Origin of the sequence: Limnohabitans sp. WS1, from assembly GCF_003063265.1 — a bacterium.
GTDB lineage: Bacteria > Pseudomonadota > Gammaproteobacteria > Burkholderiales > Burkholderiaceae_C > Limnohabitans_A.
The window spans coordinates 79,423-93,567 of sequence record NZ_NERU01000019.1 but is presented as its reverse complement, the minus strand read 5'-3'; the positions used below and the strand labels follow the sequence as shown (position 1 = coordinate 93,567).

Below are 14,145 nucleotides of genomic sequence, written 5' to 3'. Positions count from 1 at the left end.
GGGCTGAAGCCGCCGACCTACGGGGAGGGTGCTTCTTCGGGGCAGAGGTATTTTGTAGGTCGGAGCTTCAGCTCCGACGATGCTGGCTTTGGCGCGTGCAGTCATGTCGGGGCTGAAGCCGCCGACCTACGGGGAGGGTGCTTCTTCGGGGCAGAGGTATTTTGTAGGTCGGAGCTTCAGCTCCGACGATGCTGGCTTTGGCGCGTGCAGGTATGTCGGGGCTGAAGCCGCCGACCTACGGGGAGGGTGCTTCTTCGGGGCAGAGGTATTTTGTAGGTCGGAGCTTCAGCTCCGACGATGCTGGCTTTGGCGCGTGCAGGTATGTCGGGGCTGAAGCCGCCGACCTGCGGGGAGGGTGCTTCTTCGGGGCAGAGGTATTTTGTAGGTCGGAGCTTCAGCTCCGACGATGCTGGCTTTGGCGCGTGCAGTCATGTCGGGGCTGAAGCCGCCGACCTACGGGGAGGGTGCTTCTTCGGGGCAGAGGTATTTTGTAGGTCGGAGCTTCAGCTCCGACGATGCTGGCTTTGGCGCGTGCAGTCATGTCAGGGCTGAAGCCGCCGACCTACGGGGAGGGTGCCTCTTCGGGGCAGAGGTATTTTGTAGGTCGGAGCTTCAGCTCCGACGATGCTGGCTTTGGCGGCGGGTGCATTTTGGGGCTGAAGCCGCCGACATCGGACTTTGAAGATGGACGATCTCACATCGCCGGGTAGTCGATGTAGCCTTCAGGCCCCGGCACATAAAAGGTGCTGGAGTGGGCTTTGGCCAGTGGGGCGTTGGCTTTGAGGCGCTGCACCAGGTCGGGGTTGGAGATGTAGGCGCGGCCAAAGGCCACGGCGTCGGCACGGCCCGAGGCGATGGCGTCGATGGCCATGTCGCGGGTGTAGCCGTTGTTGGCGATGTAGGCACCTTTGAAGGTTTGGCGTGCCCAGGCAAAGTCAAAGCCGGTCAGGTCGCGCGGCCCACCTGTGGAGCCTTCGACAAAGTGGATGAAGGCGATGCCCCGCTGGTTGAGTGCCTCGACCAGCGGGCCGAACACGGCCTGTGGGTTGCTTTCGGCTGAGTCGTTGGCGGGCGACACAGGCGACAGGCGGATGCCGGTGCGGCCTGCGCCGATTTCGGCGGCCACGGCATCCACCACTTCCAGCGCAAAGCGGATGCGGTTTTCGGGTGATCCGCCATAGCCGTCGGTGCGCAAGTTGGTGGTTTCGCGCAAGAACTGGTCGATCAAATAGCCGTTGGCGCCATGGATTTCCACGCCGTCAAAACCGGCCCGCATGGCGTTGGCCGCACCCTGGCGGTATTGCTGGACCACCTCTTTGATTTCGTCCTCGGTCAAGGCGTGGGGCACGGGGGCCGGCACTTTGCCGTTGCGGCCATAGGCCAAGATTTTGGGGGCCACGGCAGAGGGGGCAACAGGTTCAGCGCCGCCGGTCAGATCGGGGTGGCTGATGCGGCCCACATGCCAGATTTGCGCAATGATTTTGCCGCCCGCTGCGTGCACGGCCTGGGTGATGGGCTTCCAGCCTTCGACCTGTGCGTCCGAGTAAATGCCGGGTGTGGCCATATAGCCTTTGCCCCCGGGCGACACTTGCGTGCCTTCGCTGATGATCAGGCCTGCGTTGCTGCGCTGGCGGTAGTACTCGATGTTCATGGCGCTGCCGGGAATGTCGCCTGCGGGCTCGTCGGCGCGGCAACGGGTCAGCGGGGCCATGACCACGCGGTTGGCCATCTCGATGTCGCCGATGCGGGTGGGTTGGAAAAGTTGGGCCAGGGTGTCGGTCATGTGTGCTTGTCCTGAAGGGGGCAGAGTAAAAGGCAAAAGCTGATTTTGCCTGTGTATGCCATCTCTTGAGTTTTGTAGGAGCGCCGCCCCCGTCGCGATCACCCCCCGCAGACCACCATCCATCGCCCCGGGGGCGGGGCTCCCACAAGAACCGTCAATTGTCCAAACCTCGCCCGCACATACGCCCACCCCTTGTAGGAGCGACGCCCCCGTCGCGATCACTCCCGCAGACCACCACCCATCGCCCCGGGGGCGGGGCTCCCACAAGAGCTGTCAATTGTCCAAACCTCGCCCGCACATACGCCCATTTCACGGGCTTGGATGGACGGGCATTGATAATGAATTCCCCATTTCACCAGGACAGAGCCACGTGAGCACCATCGCCGTCATCGACTTTGAGACCACCGGGATTTCTCCCAACATGGGTGACCGCGCCACCGAGGTGGCGATTGTCTTGCTGGAAAACGGCCAAGTGGTGGACCGCTACCAAAGCCTGATGAATGCCGGGGTGCGGGTGAACAGTTTCATCACCCAGCTCACGGGCATCACCAACGAGATGGTGCAGGCCGCGCCCCCGGCCGAGCAGGTGATGTGCGAGGCGGCTCGCTTTGTGGGCGGGCGGCCCATGGTGGCGCACAACGCGGCGTTTGACAAAAAGTTTTGGCAGGCCGAGCTGGCGCGTTGTGGACAAGATGGCTCGCACCCTTTTGCTTGCACCGTGCTGTTGTCGCGCCGCCTGTACCCGCATGCGCCCAACCACAAGCTGGGCACGCTGGCCGCGATGCACCATTTGCCTTCTTCAGGCCGCGCCCACCGGGCGCTGGCCGATGCCGAAATGGCCGCGCATTTGCTGGCCCAGATGCAGCAGGACCTGAAAACCCGCTACGGCTGCCCCCAAACCGACCACGCTTTGCTGATGGGGCTGCAGCGCATCAGCCGCCATCAGGTGGGGCCGTATTTGAAGCAGCGGGCGCAGGGTTGATGGCGTCGCAGGCTGAGCTGGAGCGCGCCGACTTCAAAGCCACGCGGGGTTGAGGCGAACGCTTGTCCACGGCGCAGTGGTGGGGTGGCCTGTGCTCCAGGCGACTGTGACCGTCGTTCTGGGCTTAACTGTCAGGGTTTTCCCTTTTATGCATGTGGGTATCGGGTGACATACTGATTCGAGCAGCAACAACAACACAGTGGCTGCCACGAATTCATTCAACCCATTCAGGAGACTCTCAAGATGTTGAAGACGAACAAACGTGCATTGCTCAAGGCCATTGGTGCGACAGCCATGGTGGCGGGCCTTTCTGTTGCCCCGGCTTGGGCGCAGGCACCCATCGTGCTCAAAATGGCACACGTCTACAACCCTGGAAACATCTGGTTTGAGACCGCAGAGGCTTACGCCAAAGCGGTCGAGACACGCTCGGGTGGCAAGGTGAAAATCCAGATCGCGGCCAGTGGCTCGACCGGCGATTGGCCCGCTTCCATCGAGGGCCTGAAGATCGGCACCAACGACATCGTGCTGCAGTCCATCGGCACACTGGACCGCTACAACCCACTGCCCGGTTTGGAGGCTTATCCTTATTTGATCCGCGACTTGGATCACTTCAAAAAGGTCTACTTTGGCCCGGTGGGTGCCGAGTTCATTGAAGAGGTGGCCAAGAAGAGCTCGTTCCGAATCATCGGCGCGGGTTATCGCGGCGCACGTTGGTTGACTTCCAACAAGCCGGTCAAGAACGTCAACGACATCAAGGGCCTGAAGCTGCGCGTGCCGCCCCTGAAGATGTACCGCATGACTTGGGACATGCTGGGTGCGAGCCCTGTCCCCATGGGCGCGGCCGAGCTGTTCACTTCGATGCAGCAGGGCGTGGTCGATGGCCAAGAGAATCCCTTGGAGTTCATTGACAACTTCAAGTTCAACGAAGTCCAGAAATACGCGATTGACACCCGGCACATCATTGGCGCGATGACCTGGATCTATTCGGATGCCCGCTTCAAGCGCTTGCCCGCCGATGTGCAGACCCTGCTCAAGGAAGAGGGCGACAAGGTGATGCTGGAGGCCAGCGACAAGATGGCCAAGATGGAAAGTGGCTTGCGCGACAAGCTCTCCAAGGCGGGCATGCAGTTCAATGACATTGACCGCGATGCGATCCGCAGCCGACTCGGTGGCATTGCCAAGGAGTTCCCTGACCTGGCCCCTTGGGCTGCCAAGTTTGCGGCAGTCAAGTAATGCAGTCAGTCGGTGAGGCCGTTGGGGGGCGGCCGCCCAATGCCGCAATCGCTTGGGCGATGCGCATCGAGCGCACGCTTGACGTGATCTTGGGCCTGATGCTGCTGGCGGTCGCGTTGATCTTGTTCTACCAAGTGTTTGGTCGCTACGTGATCGGCCGCGCACCCGCCTGGACGGAGGAGATCTCGCGCATGTTGGTCGCCTGGATCGCCATGCTGGGCACAGGTGCCTGTCTGCGCACCGGTGGCCATGTGGCGGTGGGGGCGCTGGTCAACGCGGTGCCGCCGCGCGTGAGGGGGGTGTTGCTCGCCTTGCGTGACGTGGTGGTGATGGCCACCGCAGGTGTGTTGGGCTGGGCGGGCGTGCGGTTTGCCATGCTCAATGCCGATCAAGAGTCTGCGGCGATGGAGATCCCCATGGCGATCCCGTATTCCGCCATGGCCGTGGGTGCGGTGTTGTTGGCGCTGGTTTTGGCGCTCGCGCGGCTGGGTGGTCAAACGCCCGCTGTCGATTCGATCTTGCCGGTGGAGTGATGCCCAGATGACGATGCTTGGTGTGCTGTTGCTGTCCTTGACAGTGCTGTTGCTTTTGGCGGTGCCAGTCGCGTTTGCGCTGGTGCTGTCGGCAACGATCGCGGTGGTGTTTGTCGGTGACATTGATCTGATGATCGTGCCCCAACAGGTGTATCAGGGGCTGGACAGCTTTTTGCTGTTGGCCATTCCGCTGTTTTTGCTGGCTGGGGAGCTCATGTCGCAAGGCGGCATGACGGACAGGCTGCTGGGTTTTTGCAATGCGGTGTTTGGCCGTTTTCGGGGCGGGCTGGCCATGACCAACGTAGCGTCGGCCACCTTGATGTCGGGCATTTCGGGCTCGGCCATTGCCGACACCTCGGCGCTGGGCAAGGTGCTGATTCCGGCCATGATCAAGGCCGGTTATGGGCGGGGCTTTTCTGCCGCGTTGACGGCGGCGGCCAACGTGGTGGGGCCGATCATTCCGCCATCGATCACGTTTTTGATGATCAGCGTGCTGACCAATTTGTCGCCGCTCAAGCTCTTTATGGCGGCGGTGATTCCGGGCGTGCTGTATGCCAGCGCGATCATGTTGGTGGCGGTGGTGATCAGCCGACGCCGTGGCTACCCTGCGGCCGAGGCGGTGAACTTGCCCGGGATCTTCCGTGAATTCAAGCTGGCCTTTTGGGCGTTGGCGATGCCTGTCTTTTTGATCGTGGGCATCCGCACAGGCATTTTCAACGTGACCGAGTCGTCGGCGGTGGCGGTGGTGTACGCGTTGATGGTGGGCCTTTTCATTCACCGCGAACTGAATTGGCGCAAGATTTGGCTGGCGCTGGTGAGCTCGGCACGTGGCACGGCGGTGATCATGATCATTTTGGGCGGTGCCCAAGTGGTGTCCTGGTTCTTGGCTTACGAGCAAGCGCCTCAGCGCATTGCCGAATGGATGCTGGGCTCCATCGGCAGCCCCATCGTGTTCCTGTTGCTGGTCAATGTGCTGCTGCTGTTGGTGGGCACCTTCATGGAAAACGGACCTTCTTTGGTGCTGCTGTGCCCGGTGCTGTACCCGGTGGCGGCCAAATTCGGCATTGACCCGTACCATTTTTCGATGATCGTGGGCATCAATTTGCTGATTGGCTTGATCACGCCGCCGGTGGCCATCAGTCTGTCCATTGGCTCGCTGATTGCGGGGGCGCGTTCGGACGAGGTCAATCGGGAAGTGCTGCCATTCCTTGCTGCTGCCATCGGGGTGGTGCTCTTGATCACCTTTGTGCCTGCGGTGTCCCTGTGGCTGCCCTCGGTGATCGGTGGGCGCTAGAGAAAGCCTCGCTGGCGGTTTATTTTCCAAGGCGGTTGAACATGACTCGACGATTTGATGGCCGTGTGGCTGTGGTGTGTGGTGCTGGCTCGGTGGGGCCCGGTTGGGGCAATGGCAAGGCGGCGGCGGTGCAATACGCGCGTGACGGTGCAACGATTGCGGCCATCGACATTGAGCTGGACGCTGCGCAGGCCACGGTGGACTTGATCCGCGCAGAAGGCGGCACGGCGGTGGCCTGGCGCTGCGATGTGACAAAGCGCGATGAGGTGAACGCCGTCATGGCCGAGATCGTGGCGCATTTCGGGCGCATTGACGTGTTGCACAACAACGTGGGTTTGCCGGCCATGGGCACCATGGAAACCCTGAATGAGGGGGAGTGGGACCACGCGATGGATGTGAACCTCAAGAGTGTCTTTCTGACCTGCCAGGCGGTCTTGCCCGTCATGGTGCGGCAAGGCAAGGGCGCGATTGTCAACATCTCATCGCTGGCCGCGATCCGCTACACCGGTTACCCCTATCCCGCTTATTACGCCAGCAAGGCGGCGGTGAACCACCTGACTGCGTCGATGGCGCTCGAATACGCACGCAAAGGCATTCGGGTCAACGCCATCATGCCCGGCATGATGGACACGCCCCACATCTACAAAGCCATTGCAGGCCAGTACGCCTCGCACGAAGAGATGGTGGAAAAGCGCAATGCCATGTGCCCCACCGGCCGCATGGGCACAGGCTGGGACATTGCCAAGGCCGCCGCGTTTTTGGCGTCCGACGAAGCCGAGTACATCACCGGCCAATGCCTGGCGGTGGACGGCGGGTTTTCGATTCGGGCTTGAACTTGGGCGTATTTTTAAGTGGCATTCAAAGTCGCAAAAATTGCCGCATGATTTGGTGAATATCCTTGCATGACATAGACTTGCTTGCTATGTCAAAGTCGCAAAAATTTCAGCTGTATGACCATCCGGCCCAGATGGAGCCCTTGCTGCCTGCTGAGCACCGCATGGGTCCTCTGCTGGAGCGTTCGCATGATCTGATTCGCAAGGCAGACCGTTTGTCGGGCTGGTGCCCGAGCGGAGCGCTGCCGGGGCTGCGCTCATCGTTGCGGGCCATGAACTCGTATTACTCCAACAAGATCGAGGGTCAGCACACTTTGCCGCTGGAGATCGAGCAAGCCCTGCGCAACGATTACGCCCAAGACGCCGACAAGGCCCGCCGCCAACGCATGGCGCTGGCCCACATGGCGACCGAGTCGCAATTGGAGGCGTTGTGGCCTGCGTGGGACGGTGCCCAAGTCTGGTCGGTGCAGACCGTCTGCGACATCCACCAGGATTTGTTCGCCCGCTTGCCCGAAGCCGATCGCCAGCTTGAATCACCCGCTGGCCCGCAAACCTTGCAGCCCGGTGCACTGCGTGAACGCGAGGTGAGCGTGGGCCGCCATGCCGCCCCAGCCGCTGCAGTTTTGCCTGCGTTTTTGTCGCGTTGGACCAGTGTCTATTCGGGCGTCAGACGCGGCGAGCTTCAGCTGGTGGCCATGGCGGCGGCGCACCAGCGGCTGGCCTGGATTCACCCCTTTGCAGACGGCAACGGGCGTGTGGTGCGGCTGCACAGCCATTTGGTGTTGGGCCATATGGGCTTGACCAACGGTTTGTGGTCGCCGTTGCGAGGCTTTGCCCGCACACACGAGGCGTATTACGCCAACTTGGCAGCAGCCGATGAACCCCGGGCAGGCGATCTGGATGGCCGGGGCAATCTGACCGAGTCGGGTTTGATGCGCTGGATCGAGTACGTGCTGAGCGTGTGCGTCGACCAAGTCGACTTCATGTCGGGCTTGCTGTCGCTTGATGGCATGAAGGACCGCATGGCGGCGTGTTTGGCCTACGAGGAAAACGTGGTCAAGCAAGGCGTGCGCGCCGAGGCTTTGCGGGCGCTGCATTACTTGTTTGCGTCGCAGGCCGAGCTGGATCGGGCCGACTTCAAAGCCATGCTGGGTTTGGGCGAACGCTTGGCCACGGCGCAGGTGTCGGCTTTGCTCAAAAGGGGGTTGTTGGAAAGCGATTCGCCTCACGGCAAGCTGCGCCTGGGTGTGCCGCAGCACGCGCTGCGCTTTTATTTTCCAAGTTTGTGGCCCGAGGCCGAGGCGCAGGGCTGAAAGCGCCTCACATTCACCCCAAACCCAGCGGAAGCGCTGTTTTGTAGCGCACCTGCTTGAGCGCAAAGCTAGAGCGGATTTTTTCCACGCCCGGGATCGGTGAGAGCTGTTCCAGGATGAAGCGCTCCAGTGCCGCCATGTCGCGCACGGCCACGCGCAACAAATAGTCGCTGTCGCCGGTCATCAAATAGCACTCCATCACTTCGTCGTGCCGCGCGATGTGCGCTTCAAAGTCGGCCAGGGTTTCTTTGCTTTGGGTCTTCAGGCTGATCGAGATGAACACCGTCAGGCCCAGCCCCAGCGCCGCCGCGCTGGCCAGCGCCACGTAGCGCTGGATCACGCCGCCCGACTCCAGCGCCTTGACGCGGGCCAGGCACGGAGAGGGCGACAGGCCAATGCGTTTGGCCAACGTCACGTTAGACAGCGAACCGTCGCGTTGCAGCTCGTCCAGTATCTTTAAATCCACGTTGTCCAGAATCATGTGCTGAATTCCTTTTTATTTCGGCATATTGTGCTTTAAATATGGTTTGACATCATCCAAATACGCAGCACATGCGCCGTGCTGCCCGGTACAGTCAAGCCCATGAATGCACCTTTCGAACCCCATTTGCACGCGATGCTGTCCTCCCATGACATCGACCCCGAAGAAACCGCCGAGTGGCGCGAGGCTTTGCTGGCCCTGATCGGCACCCAAGGCCCCGAGCGTGCGCGGCAGATTTTGGACGAGCTGGCCGTCGTGGCGCGGCAGCAGCGCACGGGCTGGCAGCCCGAGCTGAACACGCCCTACATGAACACCATCGCGGTCGATGACCAGCCCGTGTTCCCCGGCGACTTGGCCACCGAAGAGCGGCTGGTGGCCATCATGCGTTGGAACGCGCTGGCCATGGTGGTGCGGGCCAACCAGGCCTATGGCGAGCTGGGCGGGCACATCGCCAGTTACGCCAGCGTGGCCGATTTGTTCGAAACCGGGTTTCACCATTTCTTTCATGCCCGCACTGAGCAACACAAAGGCGACTTGGTGTTCTTCCAGCCGCACAGCGCCCCCGGCGTGTACGCCCGCGCTTTTCTGGAAGGGCGCTTGTCTGAGGCGGACCTGATGCATTACCGCCAAGAAATCACCGCACCGGACAGCGGTGCACGCGGTTTGTCGAGCTACCCGCACCCTTGGCTGATGCCTGACTTTTGGCAGTTCCCCACGGGCTCGATGGGCTTGGGGCCGATCAGCTCGATCTACCACGCACGCTTCATGCGTTACCTGACGCACCGCCAGCTGCAAGACTGCAGCGCCCGCAAGGTGTGGGGCGTCTTCGGCGACGGCGAGATGGACGAGCCCGAGAGCATGAGCGCCTTGACCTTGGCCGCCCGCGAAAAACTCGACAACTTGGTGTGGGTGGTCAACTGCAATTTGCAGCGCCTGGACGGCCCGGTGCGTGGCAATGGCCGCATCATCGACGAGCTGGAAAAGCTGTTTGCGGGTGCGGGCTGGAACGTGATCAAACTGGTCTGGGGCAGCGACTGGGACGGGCTGCTGGCCCGCGACACCTCGGGCGCTTTGCTGCGCGCTTTTGCCAACACGGTGGACGGCCAAATGCAGACCTTTGCCGCCAAAGACGGGCGCTTCAACCGCGACAACTTCTTTGGCCAAAACGAAGAACTGGCGCGCCTGGCGCAGGGCATGACCGACGAGCAGATTGACCGGCTCAAGCGCGGTGGGCACGACATCGTGAAAATCCACGCGGCGTATGCCGCCGCCGCAGCGCACCGGGGTCAGCCCACGGTGATCCTGGCGCACACCAAAAAAGGCTTTGGCATGGGCAGCGCGGGCCAGGGCAAGATGACCACGCACAGCCAAAAGAAGTTCGACGAGCAAGACCTGATCGATTACCGCAACCGCTTTGACCTGCCGCTGAGCGATGAGCAAGCCAAGGGCTTGGCGTTCTACAAACCCGCCGACGACAGCGCCGAGATGCGCTACCTGCGCGAACACCGTGCCCGCTTGGGCGGCAGCTTGCCCAAGCGCGAGACGGTGTGTGACCGCTTGCCTGTGCCTGCACTCGCCAGTTACGGGCAGTTTGCGCTGCAGGCCGACGGCAAAGAGATGAGCACCACCATGGCCTTTGTGCGCATGCTGGGCAACCTGCTCAAAGACAGCACCTTGGGCCCGCGCATCGTGCCCATCGTGGCCGACGAGGCACGCACGTTTGGCATGGCCAACCTCTTCAAACAGGTGGGCATTTACAGCAGCGTGGGCCAGCGCTATGCACCCGAAGACATCGGCTCGGTGCTGAGCTACCGCGAAGCCACAGACGGCCAGATTCTGGAAGAAGGCATCAGCGAAGCGGGCGCGATCGCCAGCTGGACAGCCGCGGCCACCAGCTACAGCGTGCACGGCCTGGCCATGCTGCCCTTTTATATCTATTACTCGATGTTCGGCTTCCAAAGAGTAGGCGATGCCATCTGGGCGGCTGCCGATCAGCGGGCGCGGGGCTTTTTGCTCGGCGCGACATCGGGCCGCACCACCTTGGGCGGTGAGGGCCTGCAGCACCAAGACGGCAGCAGCCACTTGGTGGCGGCCACCATCCCCAACTGCAAGGCCTACGACCCGGCCTTCGCGGGCGAGCTGGCGGTGATTCTGGACGCGGGCATGCGCGAGATGGTCGAGCAGCAAGCGGACGTGTTTTATTACGTCACCCTGATGAACGAGAACTACGCCCAGCCCGACTTGCCTGCGGGCGTCGAGGCCGATGTGCTGCGCGGGGGCTACCGATTTGGCGTGTACGGCCCCAGCGATGCGGCCCAGCGCGTGACCTTGCTGGGCTCGGGTGCGATCTTGACCGAAGTGGTCAAAGCCGCGCAGCAACTGGCCGGGCAAGGCGTGGGTGTGGAGGTGCTGAGCATCACCAGCTGGAGCGAGTTGGCGCGTGACGGCATGGCGCTGGAGCGTCTGGCAGATGGGGCTCAGGTGGCGGGTGTTGGTCTTGGTTCTGCAGGTGCAGGTGGAGGTGCTGTCAGTGGCCCATGCAGCGGGCATTTGGCAACCCTGTTGTCAGCCACCGAAGGCCCCGTGATCGCCGCCACCGACTACGTGCGGGCCGTGCCCGAGAGCGTTCGCGCCTTCGTGCCCGAGGGCCGCCGCTACACCACACTGGGCACTGACGGCTTTGGTCGCAGCGACACCCGCGCGGCGCTGCGCCGCTTCTTTGCAGTGGATGCAAGCAGCATTGCGCAGGCGGCCTTGAGGGCGTTGGCGGGTTGAAATACCAAGGACAATCCCCACTCCCTGTAGGAGCGGCGTCCCCGCCGCGATGAAGCCTCACAGACCACGACCCATCGCCCCGAGGGCGGGGCTCCCACAAAATGCGGGTATCGCTCAACCATCGTCCCAATTAAACGCATCCCCACTCCCTGTAGGAGCGGCGCCCTCGCCGCGATGAAGCCTCGCAGACCACGACCCATCGCCCCGAGGGCGGGGCTCCTACAAAATGCCGACATCCCCTGTAGGAGCGACGCCCTCGTCGCGAAAAGCCTCGCACACCACGACCCATCGCCCCGAGGGCGGGGCTCCCACAAAATGCCGACATCCCCTTGTAGGAGCGACGCCCTCGTCGCGAAAAGCCTCGCACACCACGACCCATCGCCCCGAGGGCGAGGCTCCCACAAAATCTGCGCATCGCCCCGAAGGCGGGGTGCCCACAACACCCGCTGTCGCCCATTTGCCCGTTCGCGCTCAATGTGCCCTCCCATAATTCGGATTCTTTCAACCACCCGGAGTTGCCCCATGCTCGACCCGCAAGCCCAAGCCTTGATGACCCTTTTGAGCGAGAAAGGCATTCCACCGGTTTACACCCAAACGCCTGTTGATGCCCGTGTGTCTTATTTGGCGCGGCGCAGCTTCACCCAACCCGATGCGCCTGAAGTGGGGCGTGTGCAAGACATGTCATTCGGCCACGCTGGGGTGGACATTTCCGTGCGGGTTTACCACCCCATCGGTGCGAGCCAGGTTCTGCCTGCGTTGGTGTACTTGCATGGCGGTGGCTGGACGGTGGGCGACTTGGACACGCACGATGTGCTGTGCCGCAGCCTGTGCCAGCAAGCCGGGGGCGTGGTGGTGGCGGTGGATTACCGCATGGGGCCTGAGCACAAGTTTCCGGCCGCTTACGACGATGCGGTGGCCGCCTGGCAGTGGGTGGCTTCGCAAGCCGCGGCTTTGGGCATTGATTCGGCACGCATCGCCATCGGTGGCGACAGTGCGGGCGGCAACTTGGCCGCTGCGGCCTGTTTGGGCCTGCGCGACTTGGGGCTCAAACCGGTGCTGCAGTTGTTGATTTACCCAAGCACCCTCATGGCTCCCGACACGGCTTCTTATCAGACCAACGGCCAAGGCTACATGCTCACCCGCGAGTCGATGGCCTGGTATTCGGGCAACTACTTGCGCGGGCCGCAAGACACGCTGGACTGGCGTGCTTCGCCCCAGTTGGCCACCAGCCATGCCCACTTGCCGCCCGCCTTTGTATTGACGGCGGGTTTTGACCCTTTGCGCGACGAGGGCCTGATGTACGCCGATGCGTTGAGCCAGGCGGGTGTGCCCTCGCAATACATCTGCTTTGAACGGCAAATCCATGGCTTCATCACCATGGGCCGGGTGCTGCAAGAGGCCAACACGGCGGTGGCTTTGTGTGCCCACGCGCTGCGCACGGCTTGGGCTTGAAGTTCAAATCCACTGCGCCAGCGGTTCAGGCCTCGATGACGGCCAGGTAAGCCTGCCGGGTTTCGGGGCTGACCGCCTGCAGCGCTTGCTCGTAACGGGTTTGGTGCCGGGCCACCATGCGGGCCGAGGCGATGGTTTTGGATTTGCAAAACCAGTGGCAGCTGTGCTGCATGAGGAACATTTCCCCCATCAGGCGAAAAGCGCGCTCTTTCAGGGGCAAGCCCGCCCGGTTTTCAACGGCTTGTTCAATACCTTTGGCGTGCGTCTGCAGCATCTTGCGCATGTCAAAAGTGGCCTTGGGTGAGAGCTGGTCCACAAACGGCAGCGCAATTTTGAAGCCGCGAGTGACGGGGGCGGGCAGTTTCGCAAAGGCCTGGGCCAGATTTTGAAAGTCGGCGACCAGCTGCTGCTCGGCCTGTTCTTGCAATTGCAAAATTTGTGTTTGGCGTGAGAGGTCGCTCTCGCCCAGCGCCCTCATGTAAGCGCTGGTCAGTTGTTCCATGTGTTTTTCGATTTGGTAGGGACGCAACTGTTCGGCCAGCAAGGCGGTGCGCTTGCGCTGGCCTTGGGTGTTGAACCAGTGAATGCCGATGGCCAAGATGAGCAGCAGGCTGAGGAGTTCCATAAATGCAATGTGACAGGACCGAAAGAAGGTGAAAGCCGAGTGTAGGGAGTTTGACACCGCTCGCGGGTGGGGCGCAGGCGGTGGTGCAAATCCCCCGGGGTCTTCAGGTCTGCAGTGGCGAGAACAGGGCAATTGGAGTGTGGACTCTAAAGTGCGGGTTTTCCCTTGCTGCATGCAGGGGATGGTGTTCAAATTGCTGCATTGCAACAAACCTTTTCAAGGAAAACATCATGAACTTCAACGCTGAACAATTCGCCGCCACCCAACAAGCCAACATGACCGCCGCCGCTGGCCTGTCGCAAACCGCTTTTGCCGGTTTCGAACGCTTGGTCGAGCTGAACATGGCCGCTGGCAAAGCCGCTGTGGGCGAGTCTTTTGCCAACATGCAAACCCTCTTGTCCGCCAAAACACCTCAAGAACTGATGGCCGCACAAGCTGCTTTGGTTCAGCCTGCTTTCGAAAAGTCGGTGTCTTATGGCCGTCACTTGGCTGAAATCGCCCAGAGCACCGGTGGCGAGTTCACCAAGGCCGTCGAAAGCAAAATGGCCGAGTCCGAGCAAGCCGTCAAAAGCTTGGTTGAAAACAGCCTGAAAAACGCACCTGCCGGTTCTGACGCTGCTGTGGCCGTGTTCAAAACCGCTTTCGAAGCCAGCCAAACAGCTGCCGAAACCCTGAAAAAAGTGGCCAAGCAAGCCGCTGACAGCGCCGAAAGCAACATGAAAGCCGCTACCGCCCAAGCCGAAGCTTCGGTCAAGGCTGCCATGTCCAAGGCCAAAGCCAAGGCTTGAGCTTTGAAAGTTTGACTCAGGCGTCTTGCGCCTGCTTCCTACAATGAGGGTGC

At 61.7% G+C, this 14,145-nt stretch carries 12 protein-coding genes; 9 read left to right on the top strand and 3 right to left on the bottom strand.

The window, feature by feature from the left end; translation table 11 throughout:
* Positions 1-694: 694 nt before the first annotated feature.
* Positions 695-1,783 carry an alkene reductase gene (locus B9Z48_RS18505; RefSeq protein ID WP_108380238.1) on the bottom strand — a complete coding sequence of 363 codons (1,089 nt, stop codon included), beginning with the start codon at positions 1,781-1,783 and terminating at the stop codon, positions 695-697.
* Between the two features lie 370 nt (positions 1,784-2,153).
* Between B9Z48_RS18505 and B9Z48_RS18500 the strand changes: the two genes are divergently transcribed.
* From B9Z48_RS18500 to B9Z48_RS18475, 6 genes are all read left to right on the top strand, one after another.
* Positions 2,154-2,765: a PolC-type DNA polymerase III gene (locus B9Z48_RS18500; protein ID WP_108380237.1), complete on the top strand. Its 612-nt coding sequence runs from the start codon at positions 2,154-2,156 to the stop codon at positions 2,763-2,765.
* Between the two features lie 243 nt (positions 2,766-3,008).
* Positions 3,009-3,998, top strand: coding sequence for a TRAP transporter substrate-binding protein (locus B9Z48_RS18495; RefSeq protein ID WP_108380236.1), 990 nt, complete (start codon positions 3,009-3,011; stop codon positions 3,996-3,998).
* Positions 3,998-4,531, top strand: coding sequence for a TRAP transporter small permease (locus B9Z48_RS18490; RefSeq protein ID WP_089963531.1), 534 nt, complete (start codon positions 3,998-4,000; stop codon positions 4,529-4,531). The genes B9Z48_RS18495 and B9Z48_RS18490 overlap by 1 nt, the downstream gene beginning before the upstream one ends.
* Positions 4,532-4,538: 7 nt before the next feature.
* On the top strand, positions 4,539-5,825 hold the full coding sequence (locus B9Z48_RS18485) for a TRAP transporter large permease (protein WP_108380235.1): 1,287 nt from the start codon (positions 4,539-4,541) through the stop codon (positions 5,823-5,825).
* Positions 5,826-5,866: 41 nt separating this feature from the next.
* On the top strand, positions 5,867-6,658 hold the full coding sequence (locus B9Z48_RS18480; protein WP_089963534.1) for an SDR family NAD(P)-dependent oxidoreductase: 792 nt from the start codon (positions 5,867-5,869) through the stop codon (positions 6,656-6,658).
* 89 nt (positions 6,659-6,747) lie between these two features.
* Positions 6,748-7,971 carry a Fic family protein gene (locus B9Z48_RS18475; RefSeq protein ID WP_089963536.1) on the top strand — a complete coding sequence of 408 codons (1,224 nt, stop codon included), beginning with the start codon at positions 6,748-6,750 and terminating at the stop codon, positions 7,969-7,971.
* 13 nt (positions 7,972-7,984) lie between these two features.
* On the opposite strand, the gene B9Z48_RS18470 is transcribed toward B9Z48_RS18475, so the two are convergent.
* The gene (locus B9Z48_RS18470) at positions 7,985-8,452 is read right to left on the bottom strand and encodes an Lrp/AsnC family transcriptional regulator (RefSeq protein ID WP_026039502.1); all 468 of its coding nucleotides are present in this window, start codon (positions 8,450-8,452) and stop codon (positions 7,985-7,987) included.
* A 102-nt stretch (positions 8,453-8,554) separates the two neighbouring features.
* Here B9Z48_RS18470 and mdeB point away from each other — a divergent pair, with 102 nt between their 5' ends.
* Together mdeB and B9Z48_RS18460 are read left to right on the top strand one after the other, a co-directional pair.
* Positions 8,555-11,227: an alpha-ketoglutarate dehydrogenase gene (mdeB, locus tag B9Z48_RS18465; RefSeq protein WP_108380248.1), complete on the top strand. Its 2,673-nt coding sequence runs from the start codon at positions 8,555-8,557 to the stop codon at positions 11,225-11,227.
* A 522-nt stretch (positions 11,228-11,749) separates the two neighbouring features.
* Positions 11,750-12,679 carry an alpha/beta hydrolase gene (locus B9Z48_RS18460; RefSeq protein WP_108380234.1) on the top strand — a complete coding sequence of 310 codons (930 nt, stop codon included), beginning with the start codon at positions 11,750-11,752 and terminating at the stop codon, positions 12,677-12,679.
* A 25-nt stretch (positions 12,680-12,704) separates the two neighbouring features.
* Here the strand turns inward: B9Z48_RS18460 and B9Z48_RS18455 are convergent, their stop codons facing one another.
* Positions 12,705-13,304: a hypothetical protein gene (locus B9Z48_RS18455; RefSeq protein WP_089962599.1), complete on the bottom strand. Its 600-nt coding sequence runs from the start codon at positions 13,302-13,304 to the stop codon at positions 12,705-12,707.
* Between the two features lie 230 nt (positions 13,305-13,534).
* On the opposite strand from B9Z48_RS18455, the gene phaP reads away from it, so the two are divergent.
* Complete coding sequence (gene phaP / locus B9Z48_RS18450) at positions 13,535-14,092, top strand: TIGR01841 family phasin (RefSeq protein WP_089962642.1); 558 nt, start codon at positions 13,535-13,537, stop codon at positions 14,090-14,092.
* The last annotated feature ends 53 nt before the right edge of the window (positions 14,093-14,145 follow it).